The sequence below is a fragment of the Streptomyces sp. BJ20 genome (assembly GCF_022869105.1).
GTDB lineage: Bacteria > Actinomycetota > Actinomycetes > Streptomycetales > Streptomycetaceae > Streptomyces > Streptomyces griseoincarnatus.
Map to the genome: position 1 here is coordinate 863,850 of NZ_CP094918.1, position 21,427 is coordinate 885,276.

The 21,427-nt window shown below is 74.0% G+C and carries 17 protein-coding genes; 8 read left to right on the plus strand and 9 right to left on the minus strand.

What is annotated here, in order from left to right; translation table 11 throughout:
* Nucleotides 1–159 precede the first annotated feature (159 nt).
* Entirely contained in the window at nt 160–1,017 is an 858-nt protein-coding gene (locus tag MTR79_RS04110; protein WP_244793055.1) for a L,D-transpeptidase family protein, read from the minus strand.
* A gap of 379 nt (nt 1,018–1,396) precedes the next feature.
* On the opposite strand from MTR79_RS04110, the gene MTR79_RS04115 reads away from it, so the two are divergent.
* Together MTR79_RS04115 and leuE are read left to right on the plus strand one after the other, a co-directional pair.
* On the plus strand, nt 1,397–2,977 hold the full coding sequence (locus tag MTR79_RS04115; protein ID WP_244789200.1) for a methylmalonyl-CoA mutase family protein: 1,581 nt from the start codon (nt 1,397–1,399) through the stop codon (nt 2,975–2,977).
* A gap of 71 nt (nt 2,978–3,048) precedes the next feature.
* Nucleotides 3,049–3,699 (plus strand): leucine efflux protein LeuE, encoded by a 651-nt coding sequence (gene leuE, locus MTR79_RS04120; RefSeq protein WP_244789201.1) that lies wholly within the window; start codon nt 3,049–3,051, stop codon nt 3,697–3,699.
* A gap of 33 nt (nt 3,700–3,732) precedes the next feature.
* On the opposite strand, the gene MTR79_RS04125 is transcribed toward leuE, so the two are convergent.
* The 8 genes from MTR79_RS04125 to MTR79_RS04160 form a co-directional block, all read right to left on the minus strand.
* Entirely contained in the window at nt 3,733–4,074 is a 342-nt protein-coding gene (locus MTR79_RS04125; protein ID WP_348538676.1) for a hypothetical protein, read from the minus strand.
* A gap of 44 nt (nt 4,075–4,118) precedes the next feature.
* Nucleotides 4,119–5,204, minus strand: a complete 1,086-nt coding sequence (locus MTR79_RS04130; protein WP_244789202.1) for an acyltransferase — start codon at nt 5,202–5,204, stop codon at nt 4,119–4,121.
* 116 nt (nt 5,205–5,320) lie between these two features.
* On the minus strand, nt 5,321–6,673 hold the full coding sequence (locus MTR79_RS04135; RefSeq protein ID WP_086704975.1) for a polysialyltransferase family glycosyltransferase: 1,353 nt from the start codon (nt 6,671–6,673) through the stop codon (nt 5,321–5,323).
* A gap of 3 nt (nt 6,674–6,676) precedes the next feature.
* Entirely contained in the window at nt 6,677–7,642 is a 966-nt protein-coding gene (locus MTR79_RS04140) for a glycosyltransferase family 2 protein (protein WP_244789203.1), read from the minus strand.
* Nucleotides 7,643–7,686: 44 nt separating this feature from the next.
* Nucleotides 7,687–9,900, minus strand: a complete 2,214-nt coding sequence (locus tag MTR79_RS04145; RefSeq protein ID WP_244789204.1) for a polysaccharide pyruvyl transferase family protein — start codon at nt 9,898–9,900, stop codon at nt 7,687–7,689.
* Nucleotides 9,897–11,147, minus strand: a complete 1,251-nt coding sequence (locus MTR79_RS04150) for a tetratricopeptide repeat protein (RefSeq protein ID WP_244789205.1) — start codon at nt 11,145–11,147, stop codon at nt 9,897–9,899. The genes MTR79_RS04145 and MTR79_RS04150 overlap by 4 nt, the downstream gene beginning before the upstream one ends.
* 122 nt (nt 11,148–11,269) lie before the next feature.
* Nucleotides 11,270–12,556 (minus strand): alpha-2,8-polysialyltransferase family protein, encoded by a 1,287-nt coding sequence (locus tag MTR79_RS04155; protein WP_244789206.1) that lies wholly within the window; start codon nt 12,554–12,556, stop codon nt 11,270–11,272.
* Nucleotides 12,553–13,542 (minus strand): glycosyltransferase family A protein, encoded by a 990-nt coding sequence (locus MTR79_RS04160; protein WP_244789207.1) that lies wholly within the window; start codon nt 13,540–13,542, stop codon nt 12,553–12,555. Before MTR79_RS04160 ends, MTR79_RS04155 begins: the two co-directional genes overlap by 4 nt.
* Before the next feature lie 198 nt (nt 13,543–13,740).
* Between MTR79_RS04160 and MTR79_RS04165 the strand changes: the two genes are divergently transcribed.
* From MTR79_RS04165 to MTR79_RS04190, 6 genes are all read left to right on the plus strand, one after another.
* Nucleotides 13,741–15,048 (plus strand): DUF6716 putative glycosyltransferase, encoded by a 1,308-nt coding sequence (locus MTR79_RS04165; RefSeq protein ID WP_244789208.1) that lies wholly within the window; start codon nt 13,741–13,743, stop codon nt 15,046–15,048.
* Between the two features lie 44 nt (nt 15,049–15,092).
* Nucleotides 15,093–16,406, plus strand: coding sequence for an N-acylneuraminate cytidylyltransferase (locus MTR79_RS04170; RefSeq protein ID WP_244789209.1), 1,314 nt, complete (start codon nt 15,093–15,095; stop codon nt 16,404–16,406).
* Nucleotides 16,407–16,420: 14 nt separating this feature from the next.
* On the plus strand, nt 16,421–17,356 hold the full coding sequence (locus MTR79_RS04175) for an N-acetylneuraminate synthase family protein (protein ID WP_048455968.1): 936 nt from the start codon (nt 16,421–16,423) through the stop codon (nt 17,354–17,356).
* Nucleotides 17,357–17,400: 44 nt separating this feature from the next.
* Nucleotides 17,401–18,489, plus strand: a complete 1,089-nt coding sequence (locus MTR79_RS04180; protein ID WP_086701511.1) for a hypothetical protein — start codon at nt 17,401–17,403, stop codon at nt 18,487–18,489.
* A 259-nt stretch (nt 18,490–18,748) separates the two neighbouring features.
* Nucleotides 18,749–19,978 (plus strand): M20 family metallopeptidase, encoded by a 1,230-nt coding sequence (locus MTR79_RS04185; protein WP_244793057.1) that lies wholly within the window; start codon nt 18,749–18,751, stop codon nt 19,976–19,978.
* Between the two features lie 323 nt (nt 19,979–20,301).
* Nucleotides 20,302–21,351 carry a BMP family ABC transporter substrate-binding protein gene (locus MTR79_RS04190; RefSeq protein WP_086701514.1) on the plus strand — a complete coding sequence of 350 codons (1,050 nt, stop codon included), beginning with the start codon at nt 20,302–20,304 and terminating at the stop codon, nt 21,349–21,351.
* Nucleotides 21,352–21,427 lie beyond the last annotated feature (76 nt).

Consider the following 21,427-nt stretch of genomic DNA (forward strand, 5'->3'; position numbering starts at 1 on the left):
CTTGTGACGCAGTACTGAGTGAGCCGACTGGTCATCGGCCGTAGCACTGAGCCGGGGTTCCCCCCGTACCCACGGCTCGTGCACCTGGCGCGGGCGGGACACGTTCCCCCGGTCCCGCCCGCGCCCCTCTCTCCTCAGGTCACATCGGTCACTTCTGGTTCACCAGTGGACGACGACCTTGTCGCCGTCCCGCACCTGCTCGTACAGCCGCGCGATCGCGTCCTCGTCGCGTACGTTCACACAGCCGTGCGAGGCGCCCGCGTAGCCCCGGGCGGCGAAGTCGGACGAGTAGTGCACCGCCTGCCCGCCGCTGAAGAACATCGCGTACGGCATCGGCGAGTCGTACAGCGTCGAGACGTGGTGCCGGGACTTCCAGTAGACGCGGAAGACGCCCTCGCGGGTCGGTGTGTACTCCGAGCCGAAGCGGACCGGCATCGTCGACACCGTCCGGCCGTCGATCATCCAGCGCAGGGTGCGGCTGGACTTGCTGATGCACATCACCCGGCCGGTCATGCAGCGCGGGTCGGGCGGGTCGGCCGGCTGGCCGCCCATCAGATACAGCTCCCAGCGGCCCGGCTCCCGCGTCATCGCGAGCAGCCGCTGCCAGGTCACCGTGTCCGTCACGCCCGTTTCCGGCAGTCCGCGCTTGCCCTGGAAGCCGCGGACCGCCTCCGCCGTCAGGTCGTCGTAGGTGCCGGTGGGGCCGTGGAATATCCAGGCGATCTGCCGCAGCCGCGCCTGGAGTTCACGGACGTCACGTCCGTCGTCGCCCGGCGACCACAGCACCCGGGCCGGCGTCGGACTGCTGGACGGCTTCGCGGCCGAAGCGGACGGCGACGGCTTCGCGGGCGCCTCCGGTGTCCGGCTCGGCGACGCGGGCCCGCCCGGTGCGTCCGGCGTCCGGGACGGCACCTCGATCCGCACCGGCGGCGCGCCCTCCCCGCCCGCCCCGGCCGGCTGCACCGTGCACCCGGCCGCACCCACGGCCACCGCGCCCAGCGCCGCCAGCACGGCTATGCCTTTCCTCCCCCTGCGGGCCGTACTCCTCCGGCCCGTGCCCCTCCGGCTCATGCCCCTCCCGCGCACCCCAGCCCCCGTCGTCCCGCCGCACCGGTCCTGCCCGGTCGTCACCTGTGTTGTACCCCGGACGTGACCGGGGCGGAACCAAGGGGCATGGTGGGAAGTGACCGGACGTGAACGGCGTCGGGTCGGGCCTGTGAGCGGGGTCCCACGGAGGTTGTGAGGAAGGTCCCAGCGTGTGCCCCTCCACCAGGCCGCACGCGCACCGCTACAGTCCGTCGAAGGGTCGGCCTGTACTGGTGAGTAACCGGTGGGTAACCGGCGAGTGACCGGCGATCGGATCGAGCAACGCTGCTCAGCGGGAGGCATGCACATCATGGCGCGTGAGTCGGAGTCCGGACTGCCCATCGAACCGGTCTACGGACCGGAGGCTCTCCAGGGCTGGGACCCGGCCGGGAAGCTGGGTGAGCCGGGCGCGTACCCGTTCACGCGGGGCGTGTACCCGACGATGTACACGGGCCGCCCCTGGACGATGCGTCAGTACGCGGGTTTCGGCACGGCGACGGAGTCCAACGCCCGGTACAAGCAGCTGATCGCGAACGGCACGATGGGGTTGTCGGTCGCGTTCGACCTGCCGACCCAGATGGGCCATGACTCGGACGCGCCGATCGCGAGCGGTGAGGTCGGCAAGGTGGGTGTGGCGATCGACTCGATCGACGACATGCGGGTGCTGTTCGGCGGGATCCCGCTGGACAAGGTGTCCACGTCGATGACGATCAACGCGCCGGCCGCGCTTCTGCTGCTGCTGTACCAGCTGGTCGCCGAGGAGCAGGGCGTCCCGGCGGACAAGCTGACCGGCACGATCCAGAACGACGTGCTGAAGGAGTACATCGCCCGCGGCACGTACATCTTCCCGCCGAAGCCGTCGCTGCGGCTGATCGCCGACATCTTCAAGTACTGCAGGGCCGAGATCCCGAGGTGGAACACGATCTCGATCTCCGGCTACCACATGGCGGAGGCGGGCGCCTCGCCCGCGCAGGAGATCGCGTTCACCCTCGCCGACGGCATCGAGTACGTACGCACCGCGGTGGCGGCGGGCATGGACGTGGACGACTTCGCCCCGCGTCTGTCGTTCTTCTTCGTGGCCCGCACCACGATCCTGGAGGAGGTCGCGAAGTTCCGTGCCGCGCGCCGGATCTGGGCGCGGGTGATGAAGGAGGAGTTCGGGGCGAAGAACCCCAAGTCGCTGATGCTGCGCTTCCACACGCAGACGGCCGGGGTGCAGCTGACGGCCCAGCAGCCCGAGGTGAACCTGGTGCGCGTCGCCGTGCAGGGCCTGGCGGCGGTGCTGGGCGGCACGCAGTCGCTGCACACCAACTCCTTCGACGAGGCGATCGCGCTGCCGACGGACAAGTCCGCCCGGCTGGCGCTGCGCACCCAGCAGGTCCTCGCCTACGAGACCGACGTCACCGCCACGGTCGACCCGTTCGCCGGCTCCTACGTCATCGAGAAGATGACCGACGACGTGGAGGCCGCCGCGAGGGAGCTGATGGAGAAGGTCGAGGACCTCGGCGGCGCGGTCAACGCGATCGAGCGCGGCTTCCAGAAGAACGAGATCGAGCGCTCCGCCTACCGCATCGCGCAGGAGACCGACTCCGGCGAGCGCGTCGTGGTCGGCGTCAACCGCTTCCAGCTCGACGAGGAGGAGCCCTACGAGCCGCTTCGCGTCGACCCGGCCATCGAGGCCCAGCAGGCCGAACGCCTCGCCAAACTGCGCGCCGAGCGCGACCAGGAGGCGGTCGACACGGCGCTGGCCGCGCTGAGGAAGGCCGCCGAGGGCGAGGACAACGTCCTCTACCCGATGAAGGACGCCCTGAAGGCCCGCGCCACGGTCGGCGAGGTCTGCAACGCCCTGCGCGAGGTGTGGGGCACCTACGTGCCGAGCGACGCCTTCTAGGCTTCCCGGCAGCGTTCTCGCAGGTCGAGACAGGGACAAGGAGTGTCGCACGGCGTGCGACACTCCTTGCCATGTTCGGTGTCGTCGACCTTCCCACCTACCTCGCGGGCCTGGTGCTGATCATCCTGCTGCCGGGGCCCAACTCGCTGTACGTCCTGTCCGTCGCCGCCCGCCGCGGGGTGCGCTCCGGTTACACGGCCGCCGCCGGCGTCTGGTGCGGGGACGCCGTCCTGATGACGCTGTCGGCCGCCGGTGTCGCCTCCCTGCTCCAGGCGAACGCCGTGCTGTTCGGCATCGTGAAGTACGCCGGCGCCGGCTATCTGGCGTGGCTGGCCGTCGGGATGCTGCGCGCCGCGTGGGGCATGTGGCGCGGACGCGGGGAGGAGTGCGCGGAGGAGACCGGTCCGGCCGCCGCGCCCGGTGAGCGTCCGTTCCGCCGCGCGCTGGTCGTCAGCCTGTTGAACCCGAAGGCGATCCTGTTCTTCATCGCCTTCTTCGTGCAGTTCGTCGACCCGGCCTACGCCTACCCGGCCCTGTCCTTCGTGGTGCTCGGCGCGTTCGCCCAGGTCGCGAGCGTGCTCTACCTCAGCGCGCTGATCTTCAGCGGCACCCGGCTCGCCGCCGCCTTCCGCCGTCGCCGCAGGCTGTCGGCGGGCGCCACCTCGGCGGCGGGCGCCCTGTTCCTGGGCTTCGCGGCGAAGCTGTCCACGGCGAGCGCGTAGGGCGTACGCGGCCCGGCGTGCGCGGACGTGCCGTCAGCGCCTCCCGAACCGGGCCAGGCACGCGCCGAGACCGTCCGGGGTGTCCCCGGCCCAGCCCACGTAGCCGTCCGGGCGGACCAGGAACAGGCCCGTGCCGTACGTCCGGCCGGTGGGACGGGCCGCGCACGAGCCGTAGACCCTGGGCGGTCCGGGGCGTCCGTGCCCAGCGACGGCAGGGCCCAAGTGCGGACCGCGGAAGGCGTCGAAGAGGCGTGGGCCGTCCACGCGGCCGTCCGGGGCCCGGTCGCCCGGGTGCACCGGTGCCGGCCCGGCGCGCGTCTCCGCGCCGAGGGCGGGGTCCCGGTGGCCGGGGTCTCCTCGCAGGGTGGGCTCCACGGCATGGTCGCCGCCCGGTGGCGGTCGTGGCGGCCGGCCCGGCGTCAGCCGAGCAGGCGGCGCAGGTTCAGTCGGCCCCACAGGAGGCTGGCGGCGAACGACAGGGTCGTCACCGCGACCAGCAGACCGGCCAGCAGCAGCGCGGCGGCGGGCCCGCTCAGATCCGGCGACACGAGAGGGGCGGCGATCTCCTCGACGACCAGCACGTGCACCATGTACGCACCGAGCGCCGCACCGGCCAGTGTCCGCAGCGCCGGCCGCCACCGCTCCGGCACCCGCACCCTGCCGATCAGCAGCAGGACACAGACGCACATGAGGGCGACGAACAGGTGGGCGTTGGGCATCACGTAGTGGACCTGCGTGTTGTACCAGAGCGCCCCCGTCATGGAGAGCGGCAGCAGCACCCACAGCGGCCACCGCGGCCGTACCGTCCCGGCCGGCAGGGACAGCAGCAGCGCGCCGACCACCGCGTACACGATCGCGTAGAACCCGAACCCCCAGGAGGACTCGGGCATGTCCCGGCCCGTCACCTCGGCGGCCGTGGTGAGCACGCTCGGCGTCACCGCGACGCCGAGCAGCGCCGCGCCCAGCGCCCAGGGCCGGCGGCCCGCCCGCAGCAGGGCCACGAACGCCAGCAGCGCGATCACCGGGATGTAGTCGTACATGAACCACAGGTGGTAGGCGGGCCGTACCGAGCCGAAGAGCGAGTCCGCCGCCAGCTCCGTCATGGGCCGCTCGTTGCGGTCGCGCAGCCAGGCCCACACCAGGTAGACGCCCGTCCACACGAAGAGCGGCACAAGGTTGCGGACGATCCGCCTCTGCATGTGCGCGCCGTCGCGTGGGGGCGCCCCCACGAGCACCGCCCAGCCGGCGATCGCGAAGTACACCGGGACGGCGAACGGGTTGACCGCCTCGGCGACGTGGCCGGCCCAGTAGGAGCCGGCGCCGTTCGCCGGGTCGTTGCCGGTCGCGTGGATGAACAGGGCGCCGACGTGGCCCACCATGATGGTCGCGGAGCAGACCAGCCGCAGCAGGTCGACGTCGTAACGGTGCTCCCGTCCGTCGGTCCGCGCCGGGGCGGAACCGGTTACGCGCTGCTGCGGCAGGCGTACGACGGTGTCTTCGATCACCGCCCTACCGTGCACCGGCGGCGTGTACGGGAGTTGACGGGCCGGTGGCTCGTCCGTGGCCGGTGCGTTTCGGATGTGCCGCGCGGGAGTGCCGGGACCACGCTCGCGGCCCCGCTTCACTGCGCCCGGGTGCGGCGGACCGCACGCCCCACCTTCCGCTTCGCGCGCGCCGCGCGGACCCGCGCCCGGGTGGCCGGGCTGCTGCCGGGCAGGCCCAGCTCGGCCAGGCGCAGGGCGGGGAAGTACGGCGCGGGGCTGCCGGCGAGGTGGGCGCGCAGCCACGCCTCCGCCTGTTCTCGCAGCGCCGGATACGTCCGGGGCTGCATGCAGAAGCCCATCGTCCGCACCAGCGGATCCAGCGACGCGGGCGCCGCGCCCAGCACGGCCGGGGTCTCGTCCCGCTCCAGGTCCGGCACCAGGTGGTCGACCAGCGTCAGCGGGATCCGGTTGCTGTTCTGGTAGGGCCGCAGCCGGTCCAGCACCAGCGCCGTCCCGACCCGCGCCACGGGCACGTCGTAGTAGGCGGACGCGGTCACCATCGCCGTGGAGAAGCAGCCGACGACCAGCTCCGGGCGGGCGTGGTGGTACAGCGTCTCCGCGAGCAGCGGCGCGTCCAGCACGGTGAGCCGCACCCCGGCGTCGGCCGCCGCCTTGTGCAGCGCCGCCGAGTAGCCTGCGGGGGCGGTCGGATGGGGCTTGAACACGAGCGAGCGGTGCCCCGCGCGCACGGCCCCGGTGAGCATGCGCACGTGCAGGTCCTCCTCCTCTCGCGCGCTCAGGATGCCGATCGCCGCCAGGTACTGCCCGAGCAGCACGGCCGTCGGCCGCTCCTCGCGCACGGGCCCGAGGAGCGGGTCGTCCGCCGCCTCCCGGGCGACCTCGTCCAGCACGGCGCGGAACGCCCCGTCCGGCACGATCACCGGCTCCACGCCGTACTCGGAGAGCAGCAGAGGCCGCAGACCCGGCACCAGGGCGAGGTGCAGCAGGCGCCGGACGCGCCGGCCGAGGGTCAGCGGCAGCTTCTCCCGGGTCGGGCCGTAGCTCATCAGCCCGTCCGCGTACACGTCGACGGACGCCTCGGAGAAGATCGCGACCAGCGCGCGGGCCGGGTTGGCCTGGATCGACTCGACGGCCAGGTCGACCCGTTCGTCCTCGCCGATGTCCCACAGCAGCCGCAGCGCCCGCTGCCACAGCACCGTGTCGGAGCCGCGCGGGCCCCAGGCGCTCGGGTGGTACGGGCTGATCGCCTCGTTCCAGCTCACCACCTCGTCGAAGCGGGCGGCCAGCGGACCGTAGCCGCGCATCTCGTCCAGGCGCAGCGCGGTCTCCGGGACGGCGGCGTTGTGCGAGACCAGCAGGATCCGGCGGGCCGCGCCGCCCGGTCCGAACAGGCCCGCGTCCAGCGCCGCGGCCAGGGTGGCGGCGCCGTAGAGGGTCGAGACCTGGAAGATCTGGGTCGTGCGGTGCATGGGTCAGGCAGCCTTCCGCCCGTCGCGCAGGCGGCCGAGCAGCCTGCTCCGGGTGCTGTCGATGGTGGCCAGGGTCTCCTCCAGCGCGTCCTGCGGCATCCGCAGCAGCGCCTCCCGCGCCTCCTGCCGCAGCCGCCGGGCCGCCGACGGCTCGTACGCGTCCGCCTTGCCGAGATGGAAGGCGATCATGGCGCAGTAGGTGCGCATGGCCTTCGGCAGGAAGCGGTCGCGCTCCGGGTCGCCCTGTACGTCTTGCAGCAGCAGGTCGTAGGCCGGGATGAAGTCGAGCTGGCGGGAGTCCTTGATCTGGGTGAGGGAGGTCGCGACGCCCCGCCGGTAGAACACCCCGTGCAGTCCGAGGGAGGCGTAGGTGCGCGCCGTCAGGTGCAGCCGCCAGATCCACAGCCGGTCCTCGGCGGTGCGCAGTTCGGTGACGAAGCGCATCCCGCCGTCGTCGAAGAGGTGCCGGCGGTACACGCCCGCCCAGACGAACGGGTAGTCGACCATGGTCTCCGTGTCGGCGGGCGCGATCCCGTCGCGCGGGTCCATCACCGCGTTCCGCACCGGCGCCGGGGGCCGCTTGATCACCCGCTCCGTGCCGGTCACCTGCACATGGTCGGTGCGGGCGAAGTCGCAGCCCAGCTCGTCCATCGCCCGCACCAGCGCGGCCAGATGGCGGGGCCCGTACCAGTCGTCGCCGTCGAGGAACGCCAGGTACTCCCCTTCGGCCGCGTCGATGCCGGAGTTCCGCGCCTGCGCGATCCCCTGGTTGGTGTCGTGCCGGATCACCCGCGCGCCCGGCAGCTTCTCCGTCCACCGGTCGATCACCGACGGCGTGGCGTCGGTGGAGCAGTCGTCGACGATCAGGAACTCGACGTCCGGATGCGCGTTGGCGGCGAGACTGCGCAGGGTGCTCTCCGCGAACGCCTCCACGTTGTGCATCGGGACGACGACGGACAGTTTCGGCACGGGGTTCTCTCTCTCGGGGCGGGAAGCGGCGGCGGGGCGGTGGCTCAGACCGGTGCGAACACCTCTCTCAGCTCGGCGAGGTTGGCCCGCGTGGTCTCCCACAGGGGCCGCTGCGCGGCGAGCACGTCCGCCACCGCGCCCGGATGGTCGTCGAGGACCGTCTCGGCCCGCTCGAGGAGCAGCGGCCCGAGGTCCCGGTCGTGCACCGAAAGGCCCCACTCCGCACGGCCGATGTCGGACAGGAAGTAGGCGAGCTTCGGGTGCGAGACGAGGCTGAGGACCGGTGTGCCGCAGCCGAACGGGATCATCCCGGCGTGCCCGCGCATACCGATCACCAGCCGGGACCGCCGGAACAGCGCGCGGATGCCGTCGTTCGTCCGGTCGTAGAGCTGCTCCACGGGCAGCGTGAGGCCGTGGACGCGGCGCAGGTCGTCCACGAACCGCTCGTCGGCGGGCATGTGCGCCGCGTACCGCACGTCGGCCCGCTCCCGCAGGCCCCGCAGCGCGAACGCCATCTGGCCGAGGAAGTGCCCGTAGTCGTGCCCGAAGCGCAGCCCCGCGCGGTCGTACGCGCAGTTCACCAGCACCGTGTCGTCCCGCTCGGCCGGGTCGGTCCAGCCGGGTACCAGATGGCGGGCCACGGTGGTGGGGCAGGGCTGGTAACGCACCTTGTCGCGCAGCGCGGCGGGGAGCAGTTCGCGTACGCGGTCGATGGAGCCGTGGTTGCGCAGGCCGAAGAACGCCGACCGTTCCACCAGGACGCGCAGGCTCTCCGCGAACCGGGTGCGGCGGTAGAGCTGCCCGTCGAACACGTTGTAGCCGACCGCGAACACCGCGAGGGGAGCGGTGAGCCGCTCCAGCAGGGCGTCCGGGACGTTCCACTGCCAGTGGCTGTGGCCGTTGGGGGAGGTGTCCGGCAGGAACAGCCCGCCGCCTCCCACGACCACCCCGCGCCGCGCGTTCAGCTCCTCCAGCGCCGCCTCGTCCACCAGCCGGTGCACGGGCTGCGCGTACCAGTGGCGCGGCCCGGTGCCGGGCCCGAAGCACAGCCGCACGGCCTCCGGGAGCACCTTGTCCCCGGCGTTCTCCCGCCCTTCGGCGAACAGCGCGACGTGCGCGAGCTGCCCGCCCGCGGCCACAGGCTCCCCGCCGCCGTCCGCCGCCGCGCGCTCCGGCCGGGTGCGGACCTGCCAGGCGTGGCAGCCGGCGTCGGTGGGGTCGGCGTCCAGGCCCTCCAGGGCGTACCGGCGCGCGTCCTCGTCGCGGCCCAGGATCCAGGCGAGCCGCGCCAGCTGGGCGTAGGCGCGAGGCGCGACGTCGGGGGAGGCCGCCGCGAGCAGCAGCCGCGCCTCCGCCTCCGCGTAGCGCGACAGCGCCATCAGGCACACGCCGAGCGTCTCCTGGCAGCGCGGGGCGTCCAGCCGGTCGCCCACCACCGGGGCGAGCACCTCGACCGCCTCGTCGTACCGGCCCTGCCTGCGGTACACCTCCGCGACCGTCCGGGCCAGGTCCAGCGAGGGACGGGCCGTCAGCAGCGGCGGCGCGAGGTGCGCGAGCAGTTCGGGGTGCTTCTCGCCGGGCAGCGCGCAGTACGCGGCCCGGAACGCGTCGTCGTCCGACGCGAACCGGCGCCACGCCTCGGCGGCGGGACCCGACGCGGGCACGCCGGACGCCCCGGGGAAGCGCAGCACCGCCACGTGCGGCGGCACCGGCAGGTCGTCGCCCAGCCGGGCGGCGGGGAAGTCGTACCGCCCGTCGACCGGGGTCAGCACCTTCTCCAGCACCGTCCGAGGGTCCTCGCCCGCCGCGAGCCGCGCGAGGAGCACGTCGTCCAGGTCGGCGCGCTGCACCACCAGCAGGCCGTCGAGCAGCCCGCCCCGCACGTCGTCCGCCCCGCAGCGCGGCACCGCGCCGACCCCGTGGCGCAGCCGCAGCAGCGGGCCGATGTCGCCCAGCACCACCGTGTCCGGGGTGAGCACGACGACCGTGTCGTACCCGGCCGGACGCAGCAGGTCCGCGAGACCGGCGTCGCGGCGCGCGACCACGCGGGGATGCAGCCGGCGCAGCGGGTCGAACGCCGGGTCGGGCAGGCCCGGGTGCAGCACCACCACGTCCTCGCAGACGCCGGGGGCGGCGAGGGCCAGGCTGCGCAGCAGGGCGGCCGTGCCGGGCAGTCCGGCGGCGTCGGTACGGACGGCGAAGGCGATCCGGCGCCGGCCGGTGACGGCGCTCCGGTCGTCCGCCTGGGCGTGGTTCATCGCAGGGCGGTCCTCATCGTGCGGTCGTCGACGTGCGTGGCGCGGTCCCGGACCCATGCGGCCTCCCGCGGCCGCAGCGTGCCTCCGTCGTCGAAGCCGATCAGGTCCAGGCGGGGCGTGACGTCCAGGAAATCCAGCAGGCGCAGGACGGTGAAGGCGGTGGTGGTCGCCGCGTCCCAGCCGTCCTCGCCGAGCAGCGCCGGGTCGCCCAGCGGGCGGCGCAGCGAGGCGTCCCCGACGTGCTCCTGCGCCCCGGCCGCCAGCCGCTGCCGCAGGGCGCGCCGCCATGCGGCCGCCGGGTCGCCGAACACCAGCCGGATCCCGGCCGGGCGGGTCCAGGCGGGCCCCTCCCACGGGGTGTCGCCGCGCAGCGTCACCGCGTGCAGCCCTGTGCGCTCCCCGGTGCCCTCGGCGCGGAGCCGGAACGCGTCGCAGCGCACCACGACGTCGTAGCCGTCGATCAGCCCGCCCAGCGTGCCGCCGGCCACCGCCGGGGTGCCCGACACCAGGCACACCGTCCGGCCCGCGAGCAGCCGCCGCAGCCCTGTGACGCCGACCGGCTCGGCCCCGCCCAGCAGCGGGTCGGACAGCGCGGACCGCTCCAGCAGCCGCCGGTAGGCGGCGTGCAGCGCCAGCAGCCGCCGTACCGCGGGATCGTCCGGCCCTCGCTCGGACAGCCGCGCCCGCACGAAGGCGGCGAACTCCGCCGCCGTGCCCGCCGTCGACCGGCCGGCCGGGCCGAGCAGCGTCCCCGCCGACCCGGGGAACAGCGCGGCGGCCTCTTCCAGGCAGGCCCGGCGGCGGCGCAGCGTGTCCACCCGGCGGGCGACCTCACCGGCCGCCTCCGCGCCGAGCTCCAGGCAGCGCTCGTAGCACTCCAGCGCCTCCGCCTCGCGCCCCAGCCGGTCCAGCGCGAGACCGCGCAGCCGCCAGGCGCCCTTGGACCGCCGGCGGATCTCCACCGCCGTGTCCGCGACGCCCAGCGCCAGCTCCGGCGCGCCCGGACCGCCCGACTCCAGGGCCCGCTCGCCGACCCGCAGCAGGGCGTCGAACGGGTCCGCCGACGGTCGCGCGAGCGCCCCGGCGTACCCGCCGATCGCCCGGAGCAGCCGCGTGCCGCCCGGACCGGACCCCTCGCCCCGCTCGGCGAGGTGGTCACCGACCAGGTGCAGCCCCCGGGCGAGGAGTGCCTGCCCGGCGGCCTCCTGCCGCCGCGCCCTGAACAGTCCCGCCAGGGAGTTCGTCATCCGTGCCACCGTCCTCGTTCCGGACGCCGAATGTGCCCCGGCACGGCGGGCCGCCGGTGGCGTCCGGATGGACACGCGGTGAACAGTCCCCGGACAGCAGCCGGCCGCGACGGCGGGCGCGCTCACCGCCCCACGGCCTTGCGTACCGCCCGCGCCCGCCGCACCACCCGCCGGGCGACCCGGCTCCGCGGCAGGAACGCCAGCCGCCTCGGCACGCCCCCGGGCAGCCCCAGCGCGGTGAGCCGCCTGCGCGGGAACCACCGCCGGTCCCACGACCCCGCCGCGAGATACCGCTCGGCGTCGGCCCGCAGCGAGGGGCGCACCTGCGGCCGCATGGTGAACGCGAGGGCGGCCAGCAGACCACGCGGGTCGCCGTCGACGGGCGCCTCTCCCGGCAGCACCGCCTCCGCCAGCACCAGGGCGGCCCGCCGCGGGTGGTGATACGGCGTCAGCCCGTCCAGCAGCCGCCGGGTGCCGACGCGTGCGACCGGCAGGCCGTACAGCGCGGACGCCGTGAACACGGCGGCCGACGCGCAGCCGACGACCAGCGCCGGGCGGGAAGCCTCGTACAGCGCCTCCACGGGGACGGGCGTGTCCAGGACCGTCAGGTCCACGCCCAGGCGGGCCGCCTCCGCCCGCACCGCGCCGGCGTGCCGGGACGGGGAGGCGGGGTGGGGCGCGAACACCACATGGTGGTGGCCGCGTCCGACGGCCGTCCGCACCATTTCCGCGTGCAGCGCGTCCTCCTCGCCCGCCGTGCCCGACGGTCGCTCCCCGACGACCAGTGCCGCCCCCTCCGGCACCCCCGTCACCGCCGAGGCGGCCTCGCCCGTCACCGCGCGGAAGGCGTCCGCCGGGATCACCCGCGTCGGCGCCCCGAACTCGCCCAGCAGCAGGGGCGTCAGGCCCGGTATCAGGTCCGGGTGCAGCACCTGCCGTACCCGCGTGCCGATCAGCGGGTCCAGCTTGCCGCGCGTGGGCCCGTAGTCCGCCGGTCCGCCCGCGCACACGTGCAGGGGCGCGCCCGTGAACACGCGGGCCACCGCCTGCGCCGGAGGGGTGTCAGGGGCGCCGAGGACCAGCTCCACCCGGTCCTCCCCGAGCCCCCACGACCGCCGCAGGTGCCGTTCGAGGAGCGGCACGTCCTCCGTGCGGGGCGTCCAGGCCGCCGGGTGGAAGGGCCGTATCGCCTCGTTCCAGGACAGCACCGCGTCGAAGCGGGCCCGCAGCCGCGCGAAGCCCGGCACCTCGTCCCAGGGCGGGGCCGCCTCCGGGACCGGCGCGTCGTCGCACACCAGCAGCACCCGCCGCCCCGCCTCCGGCAGCAGCCCCGCCTCGACCGCCGCGGCCATCAGCACCACCGCCGACGGACTGCTCGCGCAGAACACCTGCGTACCGGCCGCCCTCACGCGACCCCCCTCCCCGCGCGCAGGGGCGCCCTTCGCAGCCGTCGCAGCCGCCCCGCCCGTCCCGCGTCCATCGAGTCCAGCACCTCGTCCAGCACGTCCCGCGGCAGCCGCCGCAGCGCGTCCGCGCACAGCGCCCGCAGCCGCGCGGCCACCGCCGGCTCGAACTTGTCCCGCTCGGCCAGGTGACGGTCGATCACCGCGCAGTACGTCCGCACCGCCTTCGGCAGCAGCCGGTCCGCGTCCCGGTCCTCCGCCGTCTGAGCCACCACCCGGTCGAAGGCGGGCACGAAGTCCAGCTGCCGCTCGTCCCCGACGCGGGTGAGGGAGGAGGCGACGCCCTTCCGGTAGAACACGCCCAGCAGACCCACCACGGCGAACGACTCGGCCTCCCGGTGCAGCCGCCAGATCCACGGCCGGTCCTCCGCCGTGCGCAGCCCGTCCGGGAAGTGCAGCAACCCCCGCTCCAGCAGCCGCCGGTGATAGACACCGGCCCACGCCTGCGGGTAGTCCACCGCGGTCGTCCGGTCGGCGGGCAGGATCGCCTCCCGCGGGTCCAGCACCTCGTCCCGCAGCCCCACCGGCACCCGGCGCACGGTCCGGACGCGCCCGGTGACCCGGACGTGGTCCGTGCGCAGGAAGTCGCAGCCCAGCCCCTCAGCCGCCGCCACCAGTCGGGGCAGATACCCGGGGGCGTACCAGTCGTCGCCGTCCAGGAAGGTCAGGTACTCGCCCTCCGCCGCGTCCAGGCCGGCGTTGCGCGCGGTGGCGATCCCGCCGGGCCGCTCCCGGCGGAGGACGCGCACCCGCGCGAGCCGGGACAGCTCCTCGGCGGCCCGCTCCACGAGGTCCGGGGTGTCGTCCTCCGAACCGTCGTCGACCAGAACGAACTCGAAATCCGGGCGGGCATTCGCGCGCAGACTTCTCAGCGCGTCCGGCGCGTACGGCCGGACATCACGGAAAGGGACGATCACGGAAAGCTTCGGCACCCGCAGAACATTAGAAGGCCGCCCGGCGCGCTTTATTTCCACCGGCCGTACGGACGGTGAACTCGATGTGTCGGTCCGGTGGACCGCTTCTACCTCGGGTCATTTCCCGGGCCGGTTCGGTTCTCGGTGGGGTGTTGTTAACTTTTCGTTGAGGCGCGGTTGGGCAGTTCGCGGAATTCGATTCCTAGCGTCCTGGACGTGCCAGCAAGTGCAAACAAGCCCCTCAGGGTGGCGGTCCTCGCGGATTCCGACACCCGCTGGAAATGGGGCACTCTCACCGCGAAACGCATCGCGCCGCGTGACATCCGCCTGGACGGATTCCTGCTGCGGGGCCGCGCCACGCCCACCGCCCGCCAGCTCGGCGAGGTCGGGGTCCGCGCGGACTCCCTGCGGGAGGTCACCGCGGCCGAGTTCCTGCGCGCCATGGACGAGGAGCCCTGCGACGTCCTCGTGCTCGCGCTGGTCGGCGGCGGGGTGCAGGCGATGCTGCACGGGCTGCGCGGCGTCTGGCGGGACCGGCCCCGCCGGCCCGTCGTCGTCACCGGCTACGTCGGCGTCGTCTACGAGAAGCTCACCGACGGCCTGCTGCTGCGCCACGGCGCCGACCTGGTGCTGGCCAACTCCCGCCAGGACGCGGAGCGTTTCCGCGCCGTGTACGAGGGCGTCGGCGCCGACGCGGACGCGGTCACCGAGGTCGCGCTGCCGTTCCTCGGGGGCGATCCCCACACCGGCGGCCACACGCCGTACACGGTGGTGTTCGCCGCCCAGCCGTCCGTGCCGGACACCCGCACGGACCGCACGTACCTGCTGAACAGGCTGGTGGAGCACGCCCGCCGTCACCCCGAGCGCGAGGTGCTGCTGAAGCTGCGCTCCCGGCCCGGCGAACACACCACGCACATCGAGGAACTGCCCTACCAGAAGCTGGCCCGCGGCCTCGACCTGCCCGCCAACCTGCGCCTCGTCTACGGGCACATGGGCGAGGTCCTGGACCGCACCGACCTGCTCGTCACCGTCAGCTCGACGGCCGCTCTGGAGGCCCTGCACCGGCGCATCCCCACCGCCGTCCTCACCGACCTCGGCATCCGCGAGGCGCTCGGCAACCACCACTTCGTCGGCTCCGGCTGCCTCGCCTCCTGGGACCAGCTCGACGCCGGACACCGCCCAGCGCCCGACGAGAAGTGGCTGGCCCGGCAGGGCGTCGCCGCGGACGGCACGTACGCGACGGCCTTCGACACGGCCCGCGCCCGCATCGCCGAACTGCTCGGCAGGACCGGCGGACTGCCGCCGCTCGCCCCGTACTACACACCCGTCACCGCGCCCGGCTACCTGCCCGGCGTCCTCGCCCGCCACCACCTCGGCCCCGACGGGACGCCGCTGCCCGGCGCGCCCGCCGCGGACCGGGACCCCGGCCCGGTCCGGCGGATCGTGCGCCGCACCGCACGCGGCGTCTACCGCCACGGCGTGCAGCGCGTGGCCCCCGTGATCCGCCGCATGGGCGAGCTGTGACCGCCCGACCCCTCCACCGAGCCCCCCATCGAGGAGCTGACCCCATGCCCGAGTCAACGGCCGCCGTCCGCCGGGTGCTAGCCGTGATCCCCGCACGCGGCGGCTCCAAGGGCGTCCCCGCCAAGAACCTCGCCCCCGTCGGCGGCGTGCCCCTCGTGGCCCGCGCCGTACGGGAGTGCCGCGCCGCCCGGCACGTCACGGACGTGGTCGTCTCCACCGACGACGCGGCCATCGCCGAGACCGCGCGGCAGGCGGGCGCCGAGGTCGTGCTGCGGCCCGCGGACCTCGCCGGGGACACCGCCACCTCCGAGGCGGCCGTGCTGCACGCCCTGGACGCCCACGAGGCGCTGCACGGCGCCCGCGTGGACGTCGTCCTGCTCGTGCAGTGCACCAGCCCCTTCCTCACCCGGGAGGACGTCGACGGGGTGGCCGCCGCGGTCGCCGACGGCGGCGCCGACACGGCGGTGACCGTGGCCCCGTTCCACGGCTTCCTGTGGCGCGAGGCGGGCGCCGGTGCGCCGGGCGCCGACGTCCCCGCCGGTCACGGTCCGGTGCCGGGCGCCGGCGTGCCCTCCGGCCCCGGTGACGACCCGGCCGCCGCCCGCGCGGAGCCTGCCGCCGGAGGCCATGGTGTCAACCACGACAAGTCCTTCCGCCCCCGCCGTCAGGACCGCCCGCAGGACTTCCTGGAGACCGGGGCCGCCTACGCCATGGACGCCGCGGGGCTGCGCGAGCACGGCCACCGCTTCTTCGGCCGCACCGACCTCGTGCGCACCGACCCCGCGCGCGTCCTGGAGGTCGACGACCCGCACGACCTCGCCCGGGCCCGCGCCCTCGCGCCGCTCCTCGACGCCGGCCGCACCGGCCTGCCCACCGCCGACGACATCGACGCGGTGGTCCTCGACTTCGACGGCACCCAGACCGACGACCGGGTGCTGATCGACGCGGACGGACGGGAGTTCGTCTCCGTGCACCGCGGAGACGGCCTCGGCGTCGCCGCCCTGCGCCGCGGCGGCCTGAAGCTGCTGATCCTGTCCACCGAACAGAACCCGGTCGTCGCCGCCCGCGCACGCAAGCTCAAGATCCCCGTGCTGCACGGCGTCGACCGCAAGGACCTCGCCCTCAAGCAGTGGTGCGAGGAACAGGGCATCGCGCCCGAACGCGTGCTCTACGTCGGCAACGACGTCAACGACCTCCCGTGCTTCGCCCTCGTCGGCTGGCCCGTGGCGGTCGCGAGCGCCCACGACGCCGTACGCGGCGCCGCCCGCGCGGTCACCACCCTCCCCGGCGGTGACGGCGCCGTCCGAGAGATCGCCGGCTGGATCCTCGGTCCCTCTCTCGATTCCCTCCCCCAGTAAGGAAACCCCTGGTCATGAGCGACTCCCGCATCCGCACCCTCGGCAACCGCGAGGCCGGACCCGGCCGCCCCGTCTACGTCACGGGCGAGATCGGCATCAACCACAACGGCGACCTCGACAACGCCTTCCGGCTGATCGACGCCGCCGCCGACGCCGGCTGCGACGCCGTCAAGTTCCAGAAGCGCACCCCGGAGATCTGCACCCCCCGCGACCAGTGGGACATCGAACGCGACACCCCCTGGGGCCGGATGACGTACATCGACTACCGGCACCGCGTGGAGTTCGGCGAGGACGAGTACCGGCAGATCGACGCCCACTGCAAGGAGAAGGGCATCGCCTGGTTCGCCTCCCCGTGGGACACCGAGGCCGTCGCCTTCCTGGAGAAGTTCGACGTGCCCGCCCACAAGGTGGCGTCCGCCTCCCTCACCGACGACGAGCTGCTGCGCGAACTGCGCGCCACCGGCCGCACGATCATCCTCTCGACGGGGATGTCCACCCCGAAGCAGATCCGGCACGCGGTCGAGGTGCTCGGCAGCGACAACATCCTGCTCTGCCACGCCACCTCCACCTACCCGGCCAAGGCGGAGGAGCTGAACCTGCGCGTCATCAACACCCTCCAGCAGGAGTACCCGAACGTCCCGATCGGCTACTCCGGCCACGAGACCGGCCTGCAGACCACGCTGGCCGCCGTCGCCCTCGGCGCGGTCTTCGTCGAGCGTCACATCACCCTCGACCGCGCCATGTGGGGCTCCGACCAGGCCGCCTCCGTCGAACCCCAGGGCCTCCAGCGCCTCGTCCGCGACATCCGCACCATCGAGGACTCCCTCGGCGACGGCGTGAAGAAGGTCTACGAGTCCGAGCTCGGCCCGATGAAGAAGCTGCGCCGGGTGGCCGGTGTCGTCGCCGAGGCGGAGATCGCCACGGCCGCCGGCGAGCCCGTGTCGGTCTGACCCGCCCTCACCCCCACCCCTACGACGGGAACGGTCGTACGTCGATGAGCCCCCGCGCCGGCCGCACCGGCCCCCGCACGCTCGCCTTCGTGGAGAGCCCGGTCCAGCTGCTCAACGTGCTGGAGTGGGCGCACGCCCACGCGCCCGGCGCGGGACTCGCCCTCGTGGTGCTGTCCCCGGTCGATCCGATGACCCGCGGTCAGCTCCGCCGCATGGCCGAACTGGCCCGTGAGGAGGGGCACGACGTCCGCTGGGAGGAGGCGCGCGGGGGAGCGTCCGCCCCGCTGCGCACCATAGGCGGCCTCGCCGTGCCGCTGCGCCGGGCCCGGCGGGTCGTCCTCGGCGACCCGTTCTCCCGGTACGTGCAGCTGCTGCTGACCATCACCCGGGCGCCCGAGGTGGTGGTCGTCGACGACGGCACGGCGACCATGGAGTTCGCCGGCCAGCTCGCCCGCGGCGAACGCCTGGTGCGCTGGCACCGCAAGGGCGGCCGCCCCGGACCCCGCGACCTGGCTCTCGCCCCGGTGTCCGCCGCCGCCCGGCGCCGGCTCAGCCCCGGCGACGGCCGCACCGTGGAGGTGTTCACCTCGATGCCGATGGAGGACGTCCCACCCGGCGTCACCGTCCGCGCCCACACCTTCGCCTGGACCCGCGACCGCTTCGGACCGCCGCGCGTCACCCGCGGGGCCGACCTGGTGGGCACCTCCCTGGTCGAGACGGGCGTGGTCGACGCCGACGCCTACGTGGCGGCGGTCGGCGCCCTTGCCCGGACCCACGGCGCCCGGCGGTACTTCGCGCACCGCCGCGAGACCACCGAGAAACTCCACCGGCTGGCCGTCGAGACCGGCCTGGAGATCGTCCGCCCCGAACTGCCCCTGGAACTCGTCGCCCGCCGCGGTCCCGTGGGCCGCACGGTCGTCAGCTTCCCCTCCACCGTCGTCCACACCCTGCCGCTCGCCCTGGCCGGAACAGGTGTGCGGGTCGCGGTGTGCGACATCGACCCCGCGTGGCTCACCGCCCACGCCTCCCCGCGCGCCCGGGGCTTCCTCGCCGACGTCGTCGGCACCGCGCGCGGCGCCCACCCCCTGCGCCCCGCCGCGCCCCCGGACACCGGCCCGCTGTCCGCCAGATGAACCGCCCGGCGTGGGTTGGGCCGGACGTGGTAACCGTGGAGGTACGGAAGGTGCCGACGCCCGCGCGGGGGCTGTGACCGGCCTCATGGCCCCGCAGGCCGAGCGCCCCTACCCTCCCGAAAGGGCGCTGAGTGTACCCATCTCGCTGAACGGCTATGCGTAGGGCAGCCGGATTTTCTCCCTCCAACGGGCTGATTTTTCTTGATCAGGGGTCGGTGGAGCGCTTCGGAGCCCTACTCTTCAAAGGGTGAAGCCACTGATGTCACTGGAGTCCGAGATCGATCTCCCCGGGGGAGCGGTGCTCCCCGGCGCGCTGCCCGAGGCACTGCGCGCGGAACTCGTGGCGTTCCGGCGAGACCTCCACATGCACCCGGAGCTGGGCAACCTGGAGTTCCGTACGACCGCCGCGATCAAGGAGCGCCTGCAGCGCGTGGGCCTGCGCCCCCGCGTACTGTCCAGCGGGACCGGGGTGATCTGTGACATCGGGACGGACGAGGAGGCCGGCACCGACGCCGCCATGCTCGCCCTGCGCGCGGACATCGACGCCCTGCCCATCCCCGACATGAAGGCCGGCTGCGCCTACCAGTCCACCGTGCCCGACCGCGCCCACGCCTGCGGTCACGACGTGCACACCACCGTGGTGCTCGGCGCCGGCCTCGTGCTGGCCGAGCTGCACCGTCAAGGCCTGCTGCCCCGCCCGGTCCGGCTGATCTTCCAGCCCGCCGAGGAAGTGCTGCCCGGCGGTGCCGCCGACGTCATCGCCGACGGCGCGCTCGAGGGCGTCGGCCGGATCCTCGCCGTGCACTGCGACCCGCGCGTCGACGCCGGGAAGATCGGACTGCGCCAGGGCGCCATCACCTCCGCGTGCGACCGGCTGGAGATCGCCCTGGAGGGCCCCGGCGGCCACACCGCCCGCCCGCACCTGACCACCGACCTGGTCACCGCCGCCGCCCGGGTCGTCACCGACGTGCCCGCGCTGGTCGGCCGCCGGGTCGACACCCGCAGCGGGCTCGCCGTCACCTGGGGCCGGATCGAGTCCGGCCACGCGCCCAACGTCATCCCGCAGCACGCCGAACTCTCCGGCACCGTCCGCTGCCTGGACCTGGAGACCTGGCGGCAGGCGCCGGACCTCGTGGTCGCCGCCATCGACGAGGTGGCCAATCTGCACCGCGCCAAGTCGGAGATCAACTACGTGCGGGGCGTCCCGCCGGTCGTCAACGAGGCCGGGGCCACCGAGCTGCTGCGCGACGCGATGATCGCGCGCCGCGGCACGGAGGCCGTGGAGGGCACCGAACAGAGCCTGGGCGGGGAGGACTTCTCCTGGTACCTGGAGCGCGTCCCGGGCGCCATGGCCCGCCTCGGCGTCCGCACCCCCGGCGAGCGCATCGTGCGCGACCTGCACCAGGGCGACTTCGACGTGGACGAGCACGCCATCACCGTCGGCGTGGAGCTGTTCACCGCGGCGGCCCTGCTGGACGCGCTGCGGTAGACGGCGCGGGTGCCTCGCGACCAGGCGCACCCCCGCTCACGAGGGCGGCCGTGTCCCCGGTGGACACGGCCGCCCTTTCGCGTGCCGCCTCCACCCGGCCCCCTCCGCTTGCGAGGCTGCCCCCGGGGGTGCAGCGTGGGGGCCGTGCAGACGCGTGTGCCCGTTTCGCTCCCCTGCGACCCCCTGGTTCACAAGGGCGTAACCGGCCATCGGCACGAATGGATAACGGCCCCGCTCGACCCCGTTCCCAGGAGTGTCTACGCGCGTTAATGTGCGCCGAACCGAGCACCCGCTGCGGGGCTTTGGAGAATGGGGAACTTCAGATGCGTCGGATATCCAAACTGACCCGCGTAGCGGTGGGGGTCGCTTCGCTCGCGCTCGCCGCCACCGCCTGCGGCGGAACCAGCAGTGACAACGGTGACAGCGGCGGTTCCAAGGACGACCTCGGCGTCGCCATCGCCTACGACATCGGCGGCAAGGGCGACCAGTCCTTCAACGACGCCGCATTCGCCGGCCTCACCAAGGCCAAGGACGAATTCGGCTTCAAGACCGCCGACGTCGAGCCCACCGAGGGCGAGACCGACGCGGACAAGGAGCAGCGCCTGGCCTCGCTGGCCCGCCAGGGCTACAACCCGGTCATCGGCGTGGGCTTCGCCTACGGCCCCGCGATGGAGGCCGTCGCCGCCAAGTACCCCGACACCACCTTCGGCATCGTCGACTCCGTCGTCGAGGGCGAGAACGTCGCCTCCCTGGTCTTCGCCGAGGAGCAGGCCTCCTACCTCGCCGGTGTCGCCGCCGCCAAGGCCACCAAGAGCAACACCGTCGGCTTCGTCGGGGGCGTGGACATCCCGCTCATCCACAAGTTCCAGGCAGGCTACGAGCAGGGCGTCAAGGACACCGACGCCAAGGTCAAGGTCGTCTCGCAGTACCTGACGCAGACCGCGGAGGAGGGCGGCTTCTCCAGCCCCGACAAGGGCAAGGCCGCCGCCGAGGGTCAGATCGAGAAGGGCGCGGACGTCATCTACCAGGCCGCCGGCCTCTCCGGCCAGGGCGTCATCGAGGCCGCGGCCAAGGCCAAGGTCTGGGCGATCGGCGTGGACTCCGACCAGTACAACCAGGAAGCCCTCGCCGGCTACAAGGACTACATCCTCACCTCCGCCCTGAAGGACGTCGGCGGCGCCGTCTACACGCTGACCAAGTCGGTCCAGGACGGCAAGCCGCTCACCGGCACCCAGGTCTTCGACCTCAAGGTCAACGGCGTCGGCCTGTCCGACAGCAACCCCAAGATGGCCGAGATCCCGGGCCTGAAGGAGGCCGTGGACGAGGCCAAGAAGGGCATCATCGACGGCACCATCAAGGTCAACACGGAGTGACCCCGCCGCCGGACCCGGTCCGGCGCCGGCCTCCCGTACGAAGCGGGCGGGCGCACTCGCGCCCGCCCGCTTCGTC

What these genes read in the sequence shown, in the direction of transcription:
- MTR79_RS04180 (WP_086701511.1), top strand. Translation starts at nt 17,401, where the DNA reads ATGAGCCCCCGCGCCGGCCGCACCGGCCCCCGCACGCTCGCCTTCGTG.
- leuE (WP_244789201.1), top strand. Translation starts at nt 3,049, where the DNA reads ATGTTCGGTGTCGTCGACCTTCCCACCTACCTCGCGGGCCTGGTGCTG.
- MTR79_RS04185 (WP_244793057.1), top strand. Translation starts at nt 18,749, where the DNA reads ATGTCACTGGAGTCCGAGATCGATCTCCCCGGGGGAGCGGTGCTCCCC.
- MTR79_RS04145 (WP_244789204.1), bottom strand. Translation starts at nt 9,900, where the DNA reads ATGAACCACGCCCAGGCGGACGACCGGAGCGCCGTCACCGGCCGGCGC.
- MTR79_RS04175 (WP_048455968.1), top strand. Translation starts at nt 16,421, where the DNA reads ATGAGCGACTCCCGCATCCGCACCCTCGGCAACCGCGAGGCCGGACCC.
- MTR79_RS04170 (WP_244789209.1), top strand. Translation starts at nt 15,093, where the DNA reads ATGCCCGAGTCAACGGCCGCCGTCCGCCGGGTGCTAGCCGTGATCCCC.
- MTR79_RS04135 (WP_086704975.1), bottom strand. Translation starts at nt 6,673, where the DNA reads ATGCACCGCACGACCCAGATCTTCCAGGTCTCGACCCTCTACGGCGCC.
- MTR79_RS04190 (WP_086701514.1), top strand. Translation starts at nt 20,302, where the DNA reads ATGCGTCGGATATCCAAACTGACCCGCGTAGCGGTGGGGGTCGCTTCG.
- MTR79_RS04115 (WP_244789200.1), top strand. Translation starts at nt 1,397, where the DNA reads ATGGCGCGTGAGTCGGAGTCCGGACTGCCCATCGAACCGGTCTACGGA.
- MTR79_RS04150 (WP_244789205.1), bottom strand. Translation starts at nt 11,147, where the DNA reads ATGACGAACTCCCTGGCGGGACTGTTCAGGGCGCGGCGGCAGGAGGCC.